Origin of the sequence: Winogradskyella schleiferi, from assembly GCF_013394655.1 — a bacterium.
Lineage (GTDB): Bacteria > Bacteroidota > Bacteroidia > Flavobacteriales > Flavobacteriaceae > Winogradskyella > Winogradskyella schleiferi.
On the sequence record NZ_CP053351.1, the window covers coordinates 1,881,533 to 1,899,985 of the forward strand.

Here is an 18,453-nt window from a genome sequence, read left to right on the forward strand (position 1 = left end):
AAACATCACAACTCAACAACAAATAATTTAAAAATGAACCAACCTTTAGCATACGTACATCCAGGAGCAAAAATTGCTAAGAATGTCGTCATAGAACCTTTTACAACCATACATAATAATGTAAAAATTGGAGAAGGTACTTGGATTGGAAGTAATGTAACTATTATGGAAGGTGCTCGTATAGGAAAAAATTGTAATATTTTCCCAGGAGCGGTAATTTCTGCCGTACCTCAAGATTTAAAATATAATGATGAAGACACTACCGTAGAAATAGGAGATAATGTCACCATAAGGGAATGTGTAACTATTAATCGCGGTACAACAGACAAAATGAAAACAGTCATAGGTGATAATTGTTTGATAATGGCCTATTGCCATATTGCTCACGATTGTATTGTGGGTAACAATTGTATTTTTTCAAACAACAGTACGCTTGCAGGTCATATTAGTGTCGGTGACTATGTGGTCTTAGCCGGAATGACAGCTGTTCATCAATTTTGCTCCATAGGAAACCATGCTTTTGTAACTGGTGGGTCACTAGTGCGTAAAGACGTTCCACCATATGTTAAAGCAGCCAGAGAACCTTTGTCGTATGTCGGAATTAACTCCGTAGGCTTAAGGCGTAGAGGCTACAGTACAGAAAAAATAAGGGAGATTCAGAATATTTACAGAATACTCTATCAAAAAAATTATAATAATACCCAAGCTTCAGATTTAATTGAAGCGGAAATGGAAGCCACACCAGAACGTGATGAGATTCTTCAGTTTATAAAGAATTCGCATCGTGGAATTATGAAAGGGTATTTCAAATCGAACTAGTAGATTTAAGTCTATTAGTTATGATACGAGTAAGGTCTAAAGAAGAAATTTTGAAGACTGTATGAGCTCGAGAAAAAGTAAACAACTATTTATTAATTATTAAAAGACACCCACTTTCGTGGGCAATATTATGGCAAGCACATCAGATATTAGAAACGGATTATGTATAAGATACAATAACGATATTTATAAGATCATAGAGTTTCTTCATGTAAAACCAGGTAAGGGACCAGCTTTTGTAAGAACTAAAATGAAAAGTGTCACAACAGGTAAGGTTTTGGATAATACATTTTCAGCTGGACATAAAATTGAAGACGTACGTGTTGAAACGCATAAATTTCAATATTTATATAATGATGGTGAATTTTATCATTTTATGAATGAAGCCGATTACACGCAAATACGATTATTGGAATCCGCTATAGATAGAACCGACTTAATGAAAGAAGGTGAAGTAGTCACCATTCAAATTAACACTGAGGACAATATGCCACTTTCTGTAGATTTACCAGCTTCGGTAATTTTAGAAGTCACTGCAACAGAGCCAGGTGTTAAAGGAAATACAGCAACCAATGCAACTAAACCAGCCACTGTCGAATCTGGAGCCGAAGTCAATGTACCATTGTTCATCAATGAAGGTGATAAGATTAAAGTTGAAACTGAAAAAGGAACTTACAAAGAACGAATCAAAGAATAAATAAGTTAAGCTAGTCTTCTGTTTTCAGTACTGCAAACTGATTACTGAAGACTGATTACTGAAGGCTGAAACATGAAATTCCCAAAACCATATACTTTAAAACAAATCGCAGCATTAATTGATTGCGAATATAAAGGTGCGGAAGATTTTGAAATTTTAGGCATCAACGAAATTCATGTGGTGGAACCTGGAGACATAGTGTTTGTAGATCATCCAAAATATTATGATAAAGCTTTAGAATCTGCTGCAACTATTGTTTTAATCAACAAAGATGTTGATTGTCCTGATGGAAAAGCACTTTTAATTTCAGATGATCCTTTTCGGGATTTTAATAAACTAACAGAACATTTTAAACCATTTAGAGCATCGAATTCAGCCATTGCGAGTGATGCTATAATAGGTGAAGGCACTGTGATTCAGCCCAACTGTTTTATAGGTAATAATGTAACCATTGGTAAAAACTGCATCATTCATGCTAACGTAAGCATTTATGATGATACTATAATTGGAGATGATGTTACCATTCATGCAGGAACCGTTTTAGGCGCGAGTGCATTCTACTATAAAAATAGACCGGAAGGGTACGATCAGTTAAAATCCGGAGGTCGTGTTATTATAAAAAACAACGTAGATATTGGTGCGCTTTGTACAATAGATAGAGGTGTCACTGGAGATACAACTATTGGTGAAGGTTCAAAATTGGATAATCAAATTCAGGTTGGACATGATACTGTCATTGGTAAAAAATGTTTAATAGCTTCACAAACGGGAATTGCCGGATGTGTTGTTATTGAGGATAATGTGACCATTTGGGGGCAAGTTGGCATAAAAAGTGGCATTACATTGGCAAAAGGAACTGTTTTGTATGCACAATCTGGTTTAGGGCATTCCACAGAAGAAGGGAAAACATACTTCGGTTCACCAGCACAAGACGCTAGAGCCATGTTTAAAGAGATGGCTTACATTAAAAAAATTCCAGAAATTCTTCAAAAATTAAAAAACTTATCATGACTGCAAAAGAAGTAGTTAAGGCATTTTATGAATCTGATTTGGCTAATGATCCAAAGGTTGTGGAACAGTTTTTTCATAAAGATTGTGAATTACACTGGACCAATAGTCAAGGATTTGTATTGTTGGATTATAGTGATTTGAAAGATTTTTTTAAAGGGACACGTAAATCATATAACAGTCTTCGTTTCGAATTTACCCATTTCATAGAAGCTGGGAATTTTGTCACGTCAAGACATACACTCTTTGGACACACCATAGAAAACCCAGAAACAGAAACTACCTTAGCACATTTTACAACGATTTGGGAGGTAAAAGACGGCAAGTTATATCGTGGTTATGAAATCAGTCAGCAAGCTGACGAATCCGACGATATTAGCATGGCATCATACATGTAAATAAATTTAAAAAAGAGGTCGCTTTTGCGTTTTAAATCTCTTATTTTTGTGCAGTACAATTAATAAAACTTAAAATCAACAATATCAAATGAGCGTTTTAGTTAATAAGAATTCCAATATTATAGTTCAAGGTTTTACAGGTAGTGAAGGTACATTTCACGCTGAGCAAATGATTGAATATGGCACAAACGTTGTTGGAGGTGTTACACCCGGAAAAGGTGGTCAAACACATCTAGACAAACCTGTTTTTAATACAGTTTCTGAAGCTGTTGAAAAAGTGGGAGCCGATACTACAATTATTTTTGTACCACCAGCTTTTGCTGCTGATGCTATTATGGAAGCTGCAGATGCAGGAATTAAAGTTATTATTACAATAACTGAAGGTATTCCGGTTGCAGATATGATTAAAGCCTCTAACTACATAAAAGATAAAGACTGTCGTTTAATTGGCCCTAACTGTCCTGGTGTTATTACACCTGGCGAAGCTAAAGTTGGTATTATGCCAGGTTTTGTTTTCAAAAAAGGGAATGTTGGAATCGTTTCTAAATCTGGAACATTAACGTATGAAGCGGCTGATCAAGTCGTAAAACAAGGTTTAGGAATTACAACAGCCATAGGTATTGGCGGTGATCCAATTATTGGAACCACAACTAAGGAAGCGGTTGAATTATTAATCAATGATCCGGAAACTGAAGCTGTAGTAATGATTGGCGAAATTGGAGGTCAGTTGGAAGCCGATGCTGCACATTGGTATAAAGAAAGTGGAAGTAAAAAACCTGTTATTGGTTTTATTGCTGGTGAAACTGCTCCTGCTGGTCGTACAATGGGTCATGCTGGCGCTATTGTAGGCGGAAGTGATGATACTGCACAAGCCAAAAAGAAAATTATGAGAGCATGTGGAATCCATGTCGTGGATTCACCTGCTGAAATAGGAAAGAAAGTAGCTGAAGTTTTAGGGTAATCTTAAACTGAAGAGATTCTGAAATAAATTCAGTTTAGTTCGAAGAAAAATTTTTGAATTATTTTCAAATTACTGTTAAAAACCTTACAAAATCTTGTGAGGTTTTTTTATTTGATGCAAATTGAAATTGGTATATTTGAAATAAAGTCCCATCTGACTCTTCGTTAAGGGAAGACACTCAAATGGTATACTCGGATATAATAATAGATTAACTATAGATTACTGACAATCAATCATAGGCAATTGCCAAATCTACTTCTAAGTGCCTTTACTGATCGCATTCGAAGTAGGAAGGCTTGGATGGCTTATAAACTTAACATTAAAATTATGAAACTTTTAGAAGGAAAAACAGCCATAATAACAGGTGCGAGTAGAGGCATTGGAAAAGGAATCGCTGAAATTTTTGCAGAGCATGGCGCAAATGTGGCGTTCACATACAGCTCATCCGTTGAAGCTGCTAATGCACTTGAAAAAGAATTAAATGCCAAAGGTGTGAAAGCTAAAGGCTACCAAAGTAATGCTGCAAATTTTGATGAATCCCAAAAATTGGCTGAAGAAGTTTTAGCAGAATTCGGTTCTATTGATATTCTTGTGAATAATGCAGGAATCACAAAAGATAATCTCCTTATGCGAATGGGAGAAGAAGATTTTGATAAGGTCATTGAAGTAAACTTAAAATCGGTTTTTAACATGACTAAGGCGGTTCAGCGTACCATGTTAAAGCAACGAAAAGGGTCTATAATTAATATGAGTTCTGTTGTTGGAGTTAAAGGTAACGCAGGACAAACTAATTATGCAGCATCTAAAGCCGGAATTATTGGATTTTCTAAGTCCGTAGCCTTAGAATTAGGCTCACGAAATATAAGAAGTAACGTCATTGCACCTGGTTTTATAGAAACTGAAATGACAGCAAAATTGGATGAGGAAACTGTAAAAGGATGGAGAGCAGGTATTCCATTAAAACGCGGAGGTACACCAGAAGATATTGCTAATGCTTGTGTATTTTTAGCTAGTGATTTAAGCGCTTATGTTACCGGACAGACGCTTAATGTTGATGGCGGAATGCTTACCTAATTTGTAGATCTAAAATCTTTTAATGCAAAAGGAAACAATAATATATATAACTATTGCTGCCATAACAGCGCTTTTATTAGCGCTGTTTCAGTATTTATATAAATCGAAATTTAAAAATAATTTAAAATATCTGTTCACAGCACTGAGAGCGATTTCAATATTTGGAATTTTATTATTACTTATTAATCCCAAGTTCGAATCCTTCACCTATTTTGATGAAAAACCAACGCTAGTAATTGCTGTGGATAATTCAGAGTCCGTTTCGTATTTAAAACAAGATGAAAAGGCTAGGGAAGTGGCAGATGCTTTAACTAATACTTCAGAACTTAATAATCGTTTTAATATTCAAACCTATAGTTTTGGGAAAACGGTTAAGTCCTTAGATAGTTTAAATTTTAACGAACGCCAATCTAATTTAGCTTTGGCGTTAAAACAGTTTGGCGAAGTTTATGCCAATCAAACCGCTCCACTTGTGGTGCTAAGTGATGGCAACCAAACCTATGGCTCAGATTACAGTTATATGGCAAAAGGTATTAAACAACCTATTTACCCAGTGATTCTTGGAGATTCAACAGTACATTCAGATTTAAGTATTAAGCAACTGAATGTTAATCGTTATGTCTATCTCAAGAATAAATTTCCGGTTGAAATTATTACGAATTATAGTGGAAATGAAGCAATAACTTCGGAACTTAAAATTTGGTCTGGCAATTCTGTAGTATATAGAAAAACGCTACAATTTAATGCCTCCAAGACTTCGGAAATTGTGTCAACAGCATTAACGGCAAATAGTGTTGGCGTAAAAACGTATAGAGTTGAATTGGTCCCTTTAGATAGCGAAAAGAATAAAATCAATAATTATAAGAATTTTGGAGTAGAAGTTATTGACCAAAAAACAAATATTGCTTTAGTTTATGATCGTATGCATCCCGATTTAGGGGCTTTTAAAAAGGCGATTGAAAGTAATGAACAACGAAGTGTCTCCATTATAAATCCAAAAGATTTATTAAGTAAAATTAATGATTTTCAACTGGTTGTATTGTATCAGCCAAATAATAACTTTAATACAATTTTAAAAGCGATTAAAGAACAGAAAATCAATACTTTTATTATAACAGGAGCAACAACCAACTGGAGTATTTTAAATCAAAGTCAAGAGTATTTCAAACAAAAGATAACTAATCAAACAGAAAACTACCAACCAAGTTTGAACAGAAACTATAGCACTTTCATTGTAGAAAATCTCGATTTCAATAGTTTTCCACCTTTAATTGCTGAGTTTGGGGCGCTTCAAATTTCAGTACCACATGAAACTCTATTATTTAAAAGTGTCAACGGAATTACAACTGAAGATATTTTATTGGCAACCTTTGAAGCGGATGGTACAAAACATGCCATTTTAAATGGAGAAGACATTTGGCGATGGCGAGCACAATCATTTCTCAATACCAATAGTTTCAATAATTTTGACGAATTTATAAATAAACTGGTTCAATATTTAAGTTCCAACAAAAAAAGAAAACGCATCAACATCGATTACAAATCTTTTTATAATGGTAATGATGATGTGATTATAACGGCACAATATTTCAACAAAAACTTTGAGTTCGATAATTCGGCTTCGCTAAGTATCGTATTGAAAAATAAGGAAAATGAAAGCATAAGAGAGGTTCCATTATTACTTAACAATGGGAATTTCACTGTAGATTTAAGTGGCATTAAGGCTGGCTTGTATGATTTTAGGGTAAAACATAATTCGGAATCCGTTGCTGCATCCGGAAGTTTTCAAGTTTTGGAATATAATGTAGAGCAACAATTCCTAAATGCCGATATTACTAAATTGAGATCATTAGCTGGAAACAGTGGAGGAGAAGCTTACTTTACAACTGATGTCGAGCAGTTGATTGATAATTTGCTAAATGACAATCGGTACAGAACCATACAGAAAAGCACTAAAAATATCGTACCTTTGATAGATTGGAAATATCTACTTGGTTTAATAGCTTTGAGTCTTTTTGCGGAGTGGTTTATCAGAAAATATAACGGATTAATTTAAAATAAAAATAATGGAAAAATTACCAAAGATTGGATTGCCGATTTTAATAGGAATAATAATATTAATAATTGTAATAGCTAAATCAGCTGTAACAATTGACTCAGGTGAAGCTGGAGTTTTGTTTAAAACATTTGGGGAAGGTGTTGTTACCGATGAACCACCAATGGGTGAAGGGTTTCATATTGTTGCACCTTGGAATAAGGTGTTTGTTTATGAAGTGAGAAGACAGGAGATTTTTGAAAAAATGAAAGTGTTGTCTTCAAATGGATTGGATATTCAATTGGATGCTTCAGTCTGGTACCAACCAGATCAAGCTAATTTGGGCAAATTACATCAGGAAATAGGAGATAACTATCTAAATCGTATCATACTGCCTACTATAAGGTCGGCAGCGCGTAGTGTAGTCGGTCGTTATACACCCGAACAATTGTATTCCAGTAAACGTGATGCCATTCAAGAAGAGATTTTTGAGGAGACTAAAAAAATCGTGAATGGCCAATTTATCGTTATTGACGAGATTTTAGTTAGGGACGTCACCTTGCCACCAACCATAAAAGATGCCATTGAACGCAAGTTGAAGCAAGAACAGGAATCTTTGGAATATGAATTCAGATTGGTCACTGCAGACAAAGAAGCACAGCGCCAAATTATTGAAGCCCAGGGTAAAGCGGATGCCAATAAAATTTTAAGTGCCTCTTTAACTGATAAAATCCTACAGGATAAAGGTATTGAGGCAACGATTAAATTATCAGAATCCACAAATAGTAAAGTGGTTGTAATTGGTTCTGGTGATAGTGGAATGCCTATTATATTGGGTAATTAGTAGTTTAAACTCAGACAGAAATTTTTAAAGCCCTTTTGAGAAATCATTAGGGTTTTTTTATGTAATCTCTTTCGGTCTTATCCTTTTTCTTCTGTCTTTGAAAATTCATGATTGCTACTTCTTGTCGATTATTATTATATTTTTAGGCATTTCATCTTTGAAATATGTATTTTACCGTTTCAATATTAGATCCTAAACTTATGAAACCTACTAAATACCCATTTTTATCTCTTTTAGTTATGTTGTCTTTTACACTGTCTTTCGCACAAAATCAATGTGGTTTTGATGCCCAAAGAGAACAACAACGTCAAGATCCTAACTTTGTTTCCTTGGAAAGAGCAGCTGAAAAAAGATTACAGAAAGCCATTGCGAATAGGAGTTTTTCTAGAATGGCAGGTGAAATACTAACTATACCTGTAGTAATTCATGTATTGCATTTGGGCGAAGCAGAAGGTACAGGAAGTAATATTTCCGATGCTCAAATACAGAGTAGTATCGATAATTTAAATGATTATTACAGAGGACAGGTTGGGACAAGTCCAATAGATTTTGAAATTGAATTTGTGCTTGCTCAAAGAGATCCTGACTGTAATGCTACGACTGGGATCAATAGAATAGATGCTTCTGGTGTAACCAATTACACTGCAAGCGGAGTATCTCTTTATGGAGGTTCTGGTGCCGACCAAGATACTTTAAAAGATTTAAGCCGCTGGCCAGAGACTGATTATTTTAATATTTGGATTGTAACAGAGATCAATGGAAATAATGGAGGTTCTGGCTATCAAGGTTATGCAAACTTTTACTATGGAAATACAAGAGAAGGTTCTGTTATGATGTACACCGTTTTTGGCTATGATCCTAGTAATTCAAATCCGTCTTGGCCATTAAGCTTTAGTAGAGATAATAGTACAGTAGGACATGAAGCTGGTCATTATTTTCATTTGTATCATACATTTCAAGGTGATGGTACTGGTAGTGATTGTCCTGCAGACACAACAATAGGTACAGATAGCGATGGCTGTGCAGATACTGTTCCACACAAAAGAGAAACAAGTACTTGTCCTGTAACAAACGATTGTACAGGCAATCCTTGGATAAATAATAATACCATAAATAATATTATGAGTTATTATAGTTGTGCTGACCGACTTACCAATGATCAAAAAACAAGGGTTCGTGCAGCCATGGAAGGAACTTCGCTTGCTAATTCTAAAGGTTCTCAACCATTGGATCCAACTTACGTAGCACCAGTTGCTGTTTGTAGCAATAATACAACTTCGACAAACAGTGCAGGAATTATAAGCGTTGAATTGAATGGTGTTTCCTTTACCTCATATTCTTCTGCAAGTGATGGAGGCAATATTGATAATAGTTCTAATTGTTCTAATTACTTTGAAATAGATGCATCCCTAACTAATACCTTAAACGTTGGTATGTTTCCTGTAAATTATCAGCAATTAGGCGTTTGGATAGATTGGAATGACGATGGAGATTTTAATGATGGGGCAGAACAGCAACATTTATCTCAAGACATACCTGGTGAAAGTACAGTTTCTGTTAATTTAGTCTACCCAACAACGATACCTTATGGAGATTATGTAAGGGTTCGATTTATTACAGAATTAGATGACAGACATGGGTCTGGAGTGTTAAATTCAGCTTGCTATTCATTGTTGAGTTACGGCCAATCCGAAGATTACACCATTTATGTTAAGCCAAGCGGTTCAACAACATATACCTATAATAATGGATGGTTGCCAAATGATCCCAATGGTATTTCAGGCGCAAGTGATGATATAATAGTTGAAACTGGTAGTGCTTTAATCTCAACTAATACCACTTGTAATTCTTTAACTGTTGATCCTGGAGCAGCATTGACTGTTAATTCCGGTATTACACTAACTACTAATGAATCAAATTTAAATTCTACGTCGCAAATATTTTCGAGTTTAATAGTAGATGGTACGATCACAGGAACCGTAAATTATAATAGACATACAGCGCAGATTGGAACAAATGACCTAATTTCAGCACCTGTAGTTGATCAGACATTTGGCTCCTTTGAAACTGCAAATCCAAATTTGGCTACATCAGGAACATTAAGGGCATTTGCGCCTTATGTTACAAGCGCAGGAGCATTTCAAAATTACGATACAAGTACAAATGCTTCAACGATAATCAATGCTGGTACTGGTTATAAAGCCGCAACAACAGATGGAAGTACACTAACATTTACAGGAACGGTTCGAACTAATGATGTTCTCGATGTTCCCATTTCTGATGCTACTGCTGGTTCTGCATGGAACCTTATTGGAAATCCTTACCCTTCGTATATGAATTTTGAAACTTTCTTTACGACTAATGCGGGCGAATTTGACCCAAACAATGCATTCCAAGCTATTTACGGCTATGATGGCAATGGAGGATGGACCGTTTGGAATTTTTCTTCTATAGTTGATATATCAGCTGATGAATACCTTGCACCTGGCCAAGCATTTTTCGTGAAAGCAAAATCGGGAGGCGGTTTAGTGGATTTTACAACAAATATGCGAACTACTGGTACTTCTGATGATTTTATTGCAGGAAGAGATAGTTCGACAACTGTTGCTTTATGCCAATTGAATTTAAATAGTTCCTCAAATAATGCATCAACTAAAATTTACTTTATTGAAGGAACAACCAGAGGATTAGACTTTGGTTATGATGCAGGTTCTTACTCAGGGAGTACGGCGGAATATTCAATTTTCTCCAACCTTGTGGAAGATAATTCTGGTTTGGATATGGCCATTCAAGCGCTACCGTTTAATGATTTGAATGACGTTATTATTCCTATAGGAATTAAGGCACAGGCTAATGAGCAGTTAACCATATCCATTGATGATGTTTCTTATTTACCTTCAGGTGTTAATGTCTATTTGAATGATACCGTAGAAAATGCATTTACATTATTAAATACTTCGGATTATACCTTTACGGCATCGAATGACCTTACAGGAACAGGTCGATTTTATATTCAATATGCAACACAAACGCTATCTGTTAATAATGATGAACTGAACAATTTAAATATTTATGCGACTTCTACACCAAAGGAAATTGTAGTTAAAGGTTTATTGGTGGGTAAAAGCAAAGCTAACTTATACGATATTCAAGGCCGATTAGTATTAAATGAATGCCTAGATGTTTTAAATACTTCAAATCGTATTGATGTTTCTTCTTTGAGCTCAGGAATTTACGTTATATCAATATTTAGTGATAATAAATCGAAAACACAAAAATTGATTATAAAATAAAATTTTAAGATAATAGAATTTAAAAGCAGCTATAATCATCGATTATAGCTGTTTTTTTATACCCATTCTAAAATGACTTAAGCGACTGACCAAGTTTAAAATTATTACAGAGACAATAACATAGATTATTATTCAGAAAACAATCTGCCGTTTATTATCTCATTTATTAATTGGTATTAGAAATTCTAAACCTATACATTATGTAAATAAATTTACAAATGATTTAAGAAAACACCTCAAAAACATTTTGTCGGAATAATATACTTTTAGTCGATTTTATATGAATTTTATCGATTCTTTATTTTTTTTAATCGATTATATTTGCATTTAATCGGTTAATATTAAGGATTTTATAAGTTTGCTATAACTAAATGTTTAACCCAAATCATAAAAACCCAAATCTTATGAAAAACTTAAAACCTACTTTGTTTTTTTTACTTATTTCGTGCATTTCAAATCCATTGATAGCACAAGAAAAATCTGGATTCGATAGCCAAAACCGAAGTACTGATGGTAATTATTCAGCTAGTGCAAGAGCAGAAACCTCAGGAATAACCTATACTTATAATAATGGTTGGTCGCCCAGCAGCCCGCTTAATGCAGCGACTTCCCTTGATGATATTATAATTGAGTCTGGTACGGCAAACATCTCGGCAAACACGTTATGTAATATTTTAACTGTAGATCCCGGCGCTGCTATAGTTATTGATTCTGGTGTTACTTTGACTACAGACGCTATAAACTTAAATTCCAATTCCCAACAATATTCAAGTTTGATCTCCGATGGAACTATTGTGGGAACTGTAACTTATAAGAGATATACATCTCAATTAGGCACAAACGATTTAATTTCTGCACCAATTTCAGGGCAACTTTTTCCTGATTTTGCAGGTTTAAACGTAAATTTAGCAGCTTCAGGTACATTAAGAGCCTTCGCCCCTTATGATACATCATCTGGAGCTTACCAAAACTATGACATCCTTTCACAGGAGACAACTTCGATTGATGCAGGCATGGGATACAGAGCAGCAACAATCGATGGAAGTACATTAACCTTTACAGGTGCCCCTAGAACTGATGACGTTTTAGATGTCGTAATTTCTGATGATGCTGGCGGAGGAGCTTGGAATTTAATTGGGAATCCATATCCTTCATATCTCGATTTTGAAGAATTTTTTACTCAAAATAAAACACAACTAAATAATACCTTATACCAAGCTATATATGGATATGATGGTGATGCTTCAAATGGTTGGACAGTTTGGAACCAGGCAACAATTGATTCTCCAGCTATGGAAGAGTTAATCGCTCCAGGTCAGGCCTTTTTTGTAAAATCAAAATCTGGTGGAGGACTAGTTGATTTTACAACGAGTATGAGAACTACAGGGTCTTCCGATGACTTTATTTTAGGAAGAACGACATCATCATCGCCGCATTATGGACATATAACTTTGAATTCATCTTCGGAGGATTTAGATTTTAATACAGATTTTTATTTTAATAGTAATGCCACTCAGGGATTTGACCCTGGCTATGATACAGGTTTATATAGTCAAATCCCTCCTGCGTTTTCAATTTATTCCCATTTAGTTGAAAATAATTCTGGAATTCCATTTGCTGTTCAGGCTTTTGATCCTGATTCAATGTATGATGTTGTGATTCCTCTAGGTGTAAATGCTAGTCAAGGCCAAGAGTTAACATTAAGTATTCTTGAAACTGATATGCCCGATGACATAAATATATATCTAGAAGACACCGCCGATAATTCGTTTACTTTACTAAATACTAACGATTATATATTTACAGCTGATGATAATTTAAATGGCACAGGTCGTTTTTATCTTAGATTTAGTGTTGATGTACTTAGTATTTTTGAATCAAACCTAGATACCATTAATATTTATGCAGCTAGCAAGACTAAAACAATTCATATTAATGGTGAATTACAAAGCAAAACAAAAGCAAAATTATATGATGTTAATGGTCGTCTTATTTTTACAAATGAGTTAAAATCTAATAGTTCAAGACAAATTATAGATGTTAGTCATTTAACTGCAGGTATTTACATTATTGAATTAGATAGTCAAACGAACGCAAGGCGAATAGAAAAGCTGATAATCAATTAATATCTGGAGAAATAATACTTTATAAGCGGAACTGCCATAGTCTATGATTATGGCAGTTTTATTTTTTGTTAAAGCCTATTTAGTAGAAATAATATTAGACTATTTGCTTAGTAACACCCAGCTTCTTTATTAATTGTTTATAAAAACAAGTATTACTTTCGGATTCTTAAAGAAATTAGCGTTCTTGTAATTATGTTTAATAAACGTTATTATTATCTTATTAAAATTCAATATTTGGGCTATCGTTTTCATGGTTGGCAAAAACAACCCGACGTTAAAACGGTACATCTAATGATTGATCGCACACTGAAGTTCATTTTTCAAGATACAAAATTTAAAACTTTAGGTGCCGGACGTACTGATGCCATGGTATCTGCCAATGAAGCTGCTTTAGAATTATTTATTTATAATGAACCTATTAAAGACTTCGAGGCTTTTTTAGAATTATTCAATCATAATTTACCACAAGATATAAGAGCTTTATCTATTGCTGAAGTTGATAAAGAATTCAATATTATTCAAGATTCTAAACTAAAGGAATATCACTACGTGTTTTCTGAAGGGAGAAAAAATCATCCATTTTGTGCTCCAATCTTAACGACCATTCTTGAGCCTTTAGATGTTGAATTAATGAAACAAGGTGCCAAATTATTTGAAGGTTCACATAATTTTAAAACCTACTGTTATCGTGCTACAGATAAAGGCGAATATTTTAGAACTATTAATGCTTCTGAAATTATAGATAATACGATCTATACGGCTAATTTTTTTCCTGAAGAATCATATGTTTTTAAGGTAATAGGTAAGGGTTTTATGAGAAACCAAATCCGGTTGATGTTTGGGTGTTTAATTAAATTGGGTAGAGGAGAGATCACACTTGACTATATCGAAGAAACTTTAAAAAAAGACAGCACTGAAGTTATGGATTATATTGCACCAGCTTCAGGTTTAATATTACATGCCGTTAATTTTGAATAGTTTCACTGCAAAAAAAAATATTGTTTTTTTGTTATGGAAGCGTCTTTTCAAAGATGTTCTTTACTAAAATGATGCATTCAATAATCTAGAAAGCACTTCGCAGATTTCAGATAAAAAAATCTTTAAAGTAAAACTTCATCCTGAAATATTTAAAGATTATCGAGATTTATATGATGATTTTATCTAAATACTTATATTTTGACTTACATAGAACGCCTTTAGTAATCCATAGCATAAACAAATCTTGTTTATTTGCTCTTTCTTAAAGTTGATAGTCAGAACTATAAATTAATTGAAACAGGCTTAATTGAGTTGCATATTAATTTTGACTCAATGTAAAGTATAATTCATATGAGACAAATTGACAGAATAAAAAATTATTTATTAGGTACGCCTTTGGCTGTTTTGCTGAGGGAAATACAAGCGACTGTTGTAAAATATAAAATTATCAATTCAGATAAAGAATTAAAAAATAATAATACGGTTTACTGTATTTCTCCATATAAAACTGGGACCACATATTTAGCCAGCTGTTTCAATTCAACAATTTCTCAGCATGAGCCAATTCATTATTTTTCGTTAAAGCATCTAGATCAAGATTTTGATTCCCTATTTGGTAAGCGATTAAATTATTTGAATTTAAAGCTAGAATGCTCGGGTTTTTGGAGCGTATACTTGGATGAATTGGCTAATCATGAAATTGCTAAGGATTTGCAATATATCTGTGTTTTGAGATTACCAAGTAAATGGATAAATTCGGTTATAAACTATTGGTATGATCCTGAACTCGAATTTTCATTTGATATGGTAAATGAATTGTTCTGGAAACCGAAAGTTGGCGTAGATCTTCGTTCGTTTGATTTTGGTATCGAAACAGAACATAATGAACAAATAATTGAACGACTCATTGAGTATTATTTTGATTTTACTAGAAAAACGGCGCTGCTGAAAAATATAAAATATATCAGATTAAAGCATCTGGATCAAAATCTATCTTCAGTTGGATCGCTAATCAAAGAATCTTATAATAAAAATAATAGTTGGCAAAGGAAGGCCAAACGAAAAATTTTCGTTTACAATAATGACTTAATCGATAAAGAATATAACGCTTTAGTATCAAAATTGATAACTAATTAAAAACTAAATTCAGACATAACTAAAAAGGTAATGGACTAATAACCATTACCTTTTTGTTTGATTATAAAAATTTAGTTAATCCAGTGCTTCGCAATAGCATTTCTTGCAAACCAAACTAGAAATAGGCATACAATAATTACCATTATAGGCATTACTAATACCATACCTGTGATTTCAACAGTCGTAAAAAGATAAACATGTTGAACAATGGCGCCTAATGCAGAAACGATAAATAATGGATGTGCCCATTTTTTTCGTATCAACAAAGCAATACATCCCAGTGCACCACAAAATACGGCTAAGGCAAAAGCAGCTGTGTACCACGCAGGATACTGAATTAAAAATTCGGCTTGTTGTTCTTCCGGTAATTGTGCGACAATGTCGTCCGTCATAAAGGCTCTGCCAATGTACGCCATAACACCAGCACCATTCCACAATAGTGCCATTACGCTTACAATCCAGAACCAAATCGGTGGTTTGTTCATAGAATTTGTCATAATAAAGTTGATTAGTTTAGTTTAAATAGGGTACAAGAAAGTACCATTTTAATCAACAATGTATGAAAAAAATTATGAAACGTTAATTTCTAATAGAAATTAAATTATAAAAAATGAAGTTGGAAATTAATCAGCAACGTGAAGTTTTGGCTCCTTGTCTACAAATTTTCCGTCAACAGATTCACCTAAAATGATCACTTCTTTTGAGCGTTCATACATTTTAATAGCGCGATGCATCTGTAATTTGGTGCCACTGTAAAGTTTTACACCTGATCTTGAGCCTTTATTTCTGATTTCGATATAGTAACCGTCCTTTAGTTTAGTTGGTCTTGTTGCTGGTCTACCCATAAAAAGTAATGTGTGTTTTAAAAGTAGTGCATAATAGGAAAAAATCTCACAACTCACAAGTTTATTTAAAAACATTTCTCAACGTAATTATTCAATTGTTAAATCTATTTAGGAATCAGCACATTACTTATCATAAATTTATGTTAATGAAGTCGGGCTGTTGTTAAACCTTGTTAAGTCCCTTTGGTAAAAGACATATATAATTAAATTATGGGGAACATTATTAACAATTAAAAATTTATAAATTATGAGTTATTTAAATATAAAAGACGATAAATTAATGCCTACGGTTGTAGAATTAAATACCTTATTGGCAGATTACCATATTTATTATCAAAATCTGAGAAATTTTCATTGGAATATTCTTGGAGAAAACTTTTTTGACCTTCATGTAAAATTTGAGGAATTATATAATGATGCGCGAATTAAGATCGATGAAATCGCTGAACGTATTTTGACACTGCGCTATCATCCCATGAGCAAATTAGAAGATTATTTAAAATCAGCGTCTATCAAGGAAGTTTCTTCTAAGCTCACAGATAAGGAAATGGTTGCTACAATTTTAAACAACCACGCCGTTCTTCTCAAGCAAATGTCTAATGTTGTAAACAAGGCAGATGAAATTGGTGACGAAGGAACCATCGATTTAATCGGCGCATATATTAGGGAACTGGAGAAAAACAGTTGGATGCTAGATGCATTTTCAAAGAAAACCACTTCGCAATTAAATGAAAGTTTGGTTTAAGTCAATAAGATAATTTTATAAGACTCGCATAAGGTTTCAATTTATTCAAACCTTATGCGATTTTTTTTGTGAAATATGATCGTTAGGTTTGGGGTTAGAGCTAAACCTTATAGGATACGAGCAAATACAATCTATGTTACATTCCGATATTTGCTATAAGTGTATTATTAAGGCTATACAAAACAGAAGAATCATAAATAAATAATAATCTTAACTGTATGAAAGATCAATTCAATACCGCTTTAGAAAATCTCGTCGATAAATTAATTGGATGGTTCAATGCCATTATTGCGATGATCCCAAATTTAGTTTTGGCCATTTTAGTCATGGTTGCTGCTTATTTTTCTGCTAAATATGTCAGTAAATTCGTTAGGAATTTAGTGGACAAAAGAGTTGAACAAGATTCAATTAAAAGAGCTATTGCTCGAGTAAGTGCTGTAGTGGTCGTTGTATTGGGACTTTTTATAGCACTCGGCGTTCTAAACTTAGGTAAAGCCTTAACGTCCTTACTTGCTGGTGCAGGTGTCGTTGGTTTGGCTATAGGCTTAGCGTTGCAAGGGACTTTAGCCAATACATTTGCAGGACTTCTTTTGTCCTTCAGAAAAAAAATACAAATTGGTCATTGGGTAGAAACTACTGGGTTTTCAGGTGAAGTCATGGATATTAATCTGAAAGATTTCACTTTAAAGGAAGCCGATAATAATATTGTGGTCATTCCAAATAAAACGATTTTAGATAACCCTTTAAAAAATTATTCATTAACTACGAGAATGAGGATTTTTCTAGAATGTGGAGTAGGATATGAGTCCGATTTAGAAAAAGTAGAACGATTAACCAAAGAAACAATTGCCAAAACATTCGACCAAGTAGAATCTGCAGACGATGTAGAATTTTATTATACGGAATTTGGTGGAAGCTCAATTAACTATTTATGCCGTTTTTGGATTGATGCCGAAAGTATGCTTGAAAAATTAAGAGCAAAGACCAAAGCTATCATCGAAATTAAAAAAGCGTACGATAAAGAAGATATTAATATCCCATTCCCAATTAGAACGCTACAATTTGATAATAAATTAGGCGTCAATACGGACGATTTTAAGGAAGCATTTGGAAATAAATAATGTTACGATTAGTATTAAATACTATTTAATTGAGTTAAAACTCTTAGGTTAAGAGCAAATAATATCATAACTTGTTGATGATATTTGTAGATATCAAAAGTGACTAACAATTAACCATTAAAACTAAAAACAATGAAAAAATTAAGTTATTTATTTATCGCCTTATTTAGTTTAAGCCTAATGACCACAAGTTGTAGAGAACAAAAATCTACAGGAGATAAAGTTGAAGATGCTGTAGATGATGCAGGAGATGCAATTGAAGATGCTGCAGACGATGTTGAAGATGCGGTTGACGACAACATGTAAGATTATCTAAAATATTAAAAATTATAAGCCATCACTTCGATGGCTTTTTTTTATTTTTATAAAAAA

Annotated in this window: 17 protein-coding genes; 15 read left to right on the top strand and 2 right to left on the bottom strand. The window is 33.6% G+C overall.

What is annotated here, in order from left to right; all coding sequences use genetic code 11:
• The first annotated feature begins 33 nt into the window (after positions 1-33).
• The 12 genes from lpxA to HM990_RS08150 all read left to right on the top strand — a co-directional run bounded on the left by lpxA (position 34) and on the right by HM990_RS08150 (position 15,370).
• Positions 34-819 (top strand): acyl-ACP--UDP-N-acetylglucosamine O-acyltransferase, encoded by a 786-nt coding sequence (gene lpxA, locus HM990_RS08095; protein WP_178988445.1) that lies wholly within the window; start codon positions 34-36, stop codon positions 817-819.
• Positions 820-949: 130 nt separating this feature from the next.
• Entirely contained in the window at positions 950-1,516 is a 567-nt protein-coding gene (gene efp / locus HM990_RS08100) for an elongation factor P (RefSeq protein WP_178988446.1), read from the top strand.
• A 72-nt stretch (positions 1,517-1,588) separates the two neighbouring features.
• Entirely contained in the window at positions 1,589-2,527 is a 939-nt protein-coding gene (locus tag HM990_RS08105) for a UDP-3-O-(3-hydroxymyristoyl)glucosamine N-acyltransferase (protein WP_178988447.1), read from the top strand.
• Positions 2,524-2,922 (top strand): nuclear transport factor 2 family protein, encoded by a 399-nt coding sequence (locus HM990_RS08110; protein ID WP_178988448.1) that lies wholly within the window; start codon positions 2,524-2,526, stop codon positions 2,920-2,922. Before HM990_RS08105 ends, HM990_RS08110 begins: the two co-directional genes overlap by 4 nt.
• 88 nt (positions 2,923-3,010) lie before the next feature.
• The gene (sucD, locus tag HM990_RS08115) at positions 3,011-3,883 is read left to right on the top strand and encodes a succinate--CoA ligase subunit alpha (protein WP_178988449.1); all 873 of its coding nucleotides are present in this window, start codon (positions 3,011-3,013) and stop codon (positions 3,881-3,883) included.
• 327 nt (positions 3,884-4,210) lie between these two features.
• Positions 4,211-4,957: a 3-oxoacyl-[acyl-carrier-protein] reductase gene (fabG, locus tag HM990_RS08120; RefSeq protein WP_178988450.1), complete on the top strand. Its 747-nt coding sequence runs from the start codon at positions 4,211-4,213 to the stop codon at positions 4,955-4,957.
• 22 nt (positions 4,958-4,979) lie between these two features.
• A complete protein-coding gene (locus HM990_RS08125) occupies positions 4,980-7,013 on the top strand; it encodes a VWA domain-containing protein (protein ID WP_178988451.1) in 2,034 nt (677 codons plus the stop codon).
• Positions 7,014-7,023: 10 nt separating this feature from the next.
• The gene (locus tag HM990_RS08130; protein ID WP_178988452.1) at positions 7,024-7,836 is read left to right on the top strand and encodes a prohibitin family protein; all 813 of its coding nucleotides are present in this window, start codon (positions 7,024-7,026) and stop codon (positions 7,834-7,836) included.
• Positions 7,837-8,036: 200 nt separating this feature from the next.
• Positions 8,037-11,129: a zinc-dependent metalloprotease gene (locus tag HM990_RS08135; RefSeq protein WP_178988453.1), complete on the top strand. Its 3,093-nt coding sequence runs from the start codon at positions 8,037-8,039 to the stop codon at positions 11,127-11,129.
• A gap of 404 nt (positions 11,130-11,533) precedes the next feature.
• A complete protein-coding gene (locus HM990_RS08140; protein ID WP_178988454.1) occupies positions 11,534-13,255 on the top strand; it encodes a T9SS type A sorting domain-containing protein in 1,722 nt (573 codons plus the stop codon).
• A 192-nt stretch (positions 13,256-13,447) separates the two neighbouring features.
• Positions 13,448-14,233, top strand: a complete 786-nt coding sequence (gene truA, locus HM990_RS08145) for a tRNA pseudouridine(38-40) synthase TruA (RefSeq protein ID WP_178988455.1) — start codon at positions 13,448-13,450, stop codon at positions 14,231-14,233.
• A 351-nt stretch (positions 14,234-14,584) separates the two neighbouring features.
• Positions 14,585-15,370 (top strand): hypothetical protein, encoded by a 786-nt coding sequence (locus HM990_RS08150; protein WP_178988456.1) that lies wholly within the window; start codon positions 14,585-14,587, stop codon positions 15,368-15,370.
• A gap of 71 nt (positions 15,371-15,441) precedes the next feature.
• Here HM990_RS08150 and HM990_RS08155 read toward each other — a convergent pair whose 3' ends face one another.
• Together HM990_RS08155 and HM990_RS08160 are read right to left on the bottom strand one after the other, a co-directional pair.
• Positions 15,442-15,867 (bottom strand): hypothetical protein, encoded by a 426-nt coding sequence (locus tag HM990_RS08155; protein ID WP_178988457.1) that lies wholly within the window; start codon positions 15,865-15,867, stop codon positions 15,442-15,444.
• A gap of 126 nt (positions 15,868-15,993) precedes the next feature.
• On the bottom strand, positions 15,994-16,215 hold the full coding sequence (locus tag HM990_RS08160) for a hypothetical protein (RefSeq protein WP_178988458.1): 222 nt from the start codon (positions 16,213-16,215) through the stop codon (positions 15,994-15,996).
• Positions 16,216-16,462: 247 nt separating this feature from the next.
• Between HM990_RS08160 and HM990_RS08165 the strand changes: the two genes are divergently transcribed.
• From HM990_RS08165 to HM990_RS08175, 3 genes are all read left to right on the top strand, one after another.
• On the top strand, positions 16,463-16,960 hold the full coding sequence (locus tag HM990_RS08165; RefSeq protein ID WP_178988459.1) for a Dps family protein: 498 nt from the start codon (positions 16,463-16,465) through the stop codon (positions 16,958-16,960).
• A gap of 218 nt (positions 16,961-17,178) precedes the next feature.
• On the top strand, positions 17,179-18,081 hold the full coding sequence (locus HM990_RS08170) for a mechanosensitive ion channel family protein (RefSeq protein ID WP_178988460.1): 903 nt from the start codon (positions 17,179-17,181) through the stop codon (positions 18,079-18,081).
• 132 nt (positions 18,082-18,213) lie between these two features.
• Complete coding sequence (locus HM990_RS08175; RefSeq protein WP_178988461.1) at positions 18,214-18,387, top strand: hypothetical protein; 174 nt, start codon at positions 18,214-18,216, stop codon at positions 18,385-18,387.
• Positions 18,388-18,453: the final 66 nt, after the last annotated feature.

Excerpts from the sequence above, each read along its gene's own strand:
- lpxA (WP_178988445.1), top strand. The coding sequence starts at position 34 with ATGAACCAACCTTTAGCATACGTACATCCAGGAGCAAAAATTGCTAAG.
- efp (WP_178988446.1), top strand. The coding sequence starts at position 950 with ATGGCAAGCACATCAGATATTAGAAACGGATTATGTATAAGATACAAT.
- HM990_RS08105 (WP_178988447.1), top strand. The coding sequence starts at position 1,589 with ATGAAATTCCCAAAACCATATACTTTAAAACAAATCGCAGCATTAATT.
- HM990_RS08110 (WP_178988448.1), top strand. The coding sequence starts at position 2,524 with ATGACTGCAAAAGAAGTAGTTAAGGCATTTTATGAATCTGATTTGGCT.
- sucD (WP_178988449.1), top strand. The coding sequence starts at position 3,011 with ATGAGCGTTTTAGTTAATAAGAATTCCAATATTATAGTTCAAGGTTTT.
- fabG (WP_178988450.1), top strand. The coding sequence starts at position 4,211 with ATGAAACTTTTAGAAGGAAAAACAGCCATAATAACAGGTGCGAGTAGA.
- HM990_RS08125 (WP_178988451.1), top strand. The coding sequence starts at position 4,980 with ATGCAAAAGGAAACAATAATATATATAACTATTGCTGCCATAACAGCG.
- HM990_RS08130 (WP_178988452.1), top strand. The coding sequence starts at position 7,024 with ATGGAAAAATTACCAAAGATTGGATTGCCGATTTTAATAGGAATAATA.
- HM990_RS08135 (WP_178988453.1), top strand. The coding sequence starts at position 8,037 with ATGAAACCTACTAAATACCCATTTTTATCTCTTTTAGTTATGTTGTCT.
- HM990_RS08140 (WP_178988454.1), top strand. The coding sequence starts at position 11,534 with ATGAAAAACTTAAAACCTACTTTGTTTTTTTTACTTATTTCGTGCATT.
- truA (WP_178988455.1), top strand. The coding sequence starts at position 13,448 with ATGTTTAATAAACGTTATTATTATCTTATTAAAATTCAATATTTGGGC.
- HM990_RS08150 (WP_178988456.1), top strand. The coding sequence starts at position 14,585 with ATGAGACAAATTGACAGAATAAAAAATTATTTATTAGGTACGCCTTTG.
- HM990_RS08155 (WP_178988457.1), bottom strand. The coding sequence starts at position 15,867 with ATGACAAATTCTATGAACAAACCACCGATTTGGTTCTGGATTGTAAGC.
- HM990_RS08160 (WP_178988458.1), bottom strand. The coding sequence starts at position 16,215 with ATGGGTAGACCAGCAACAAGACCAACTAAACTAAAGGACGGTTACTAT.
- HM990_RS08165 (WP_178988459.1), top strand. The coding sequence starts at position 16,463 with ATGAGTTATTTAAATATAAAAGACGATAAATTAATGCCTACGGTTGTA.
- HM990_RS08170 (WP_178988460.1), top strand. The coding sequence starts at position 17,179 with ATGAAAGATCAATTCAATACCGCTTTAGAAAATCTCGTCGATAAATTA.
- HM990_RS08175 (WP_178988461.1), top strand. The coding sequence starts at position 18,214 with ATGAAAAAATTAAGTTATTTATTTATCGCCTTATTTAGTTTAAGCCTA.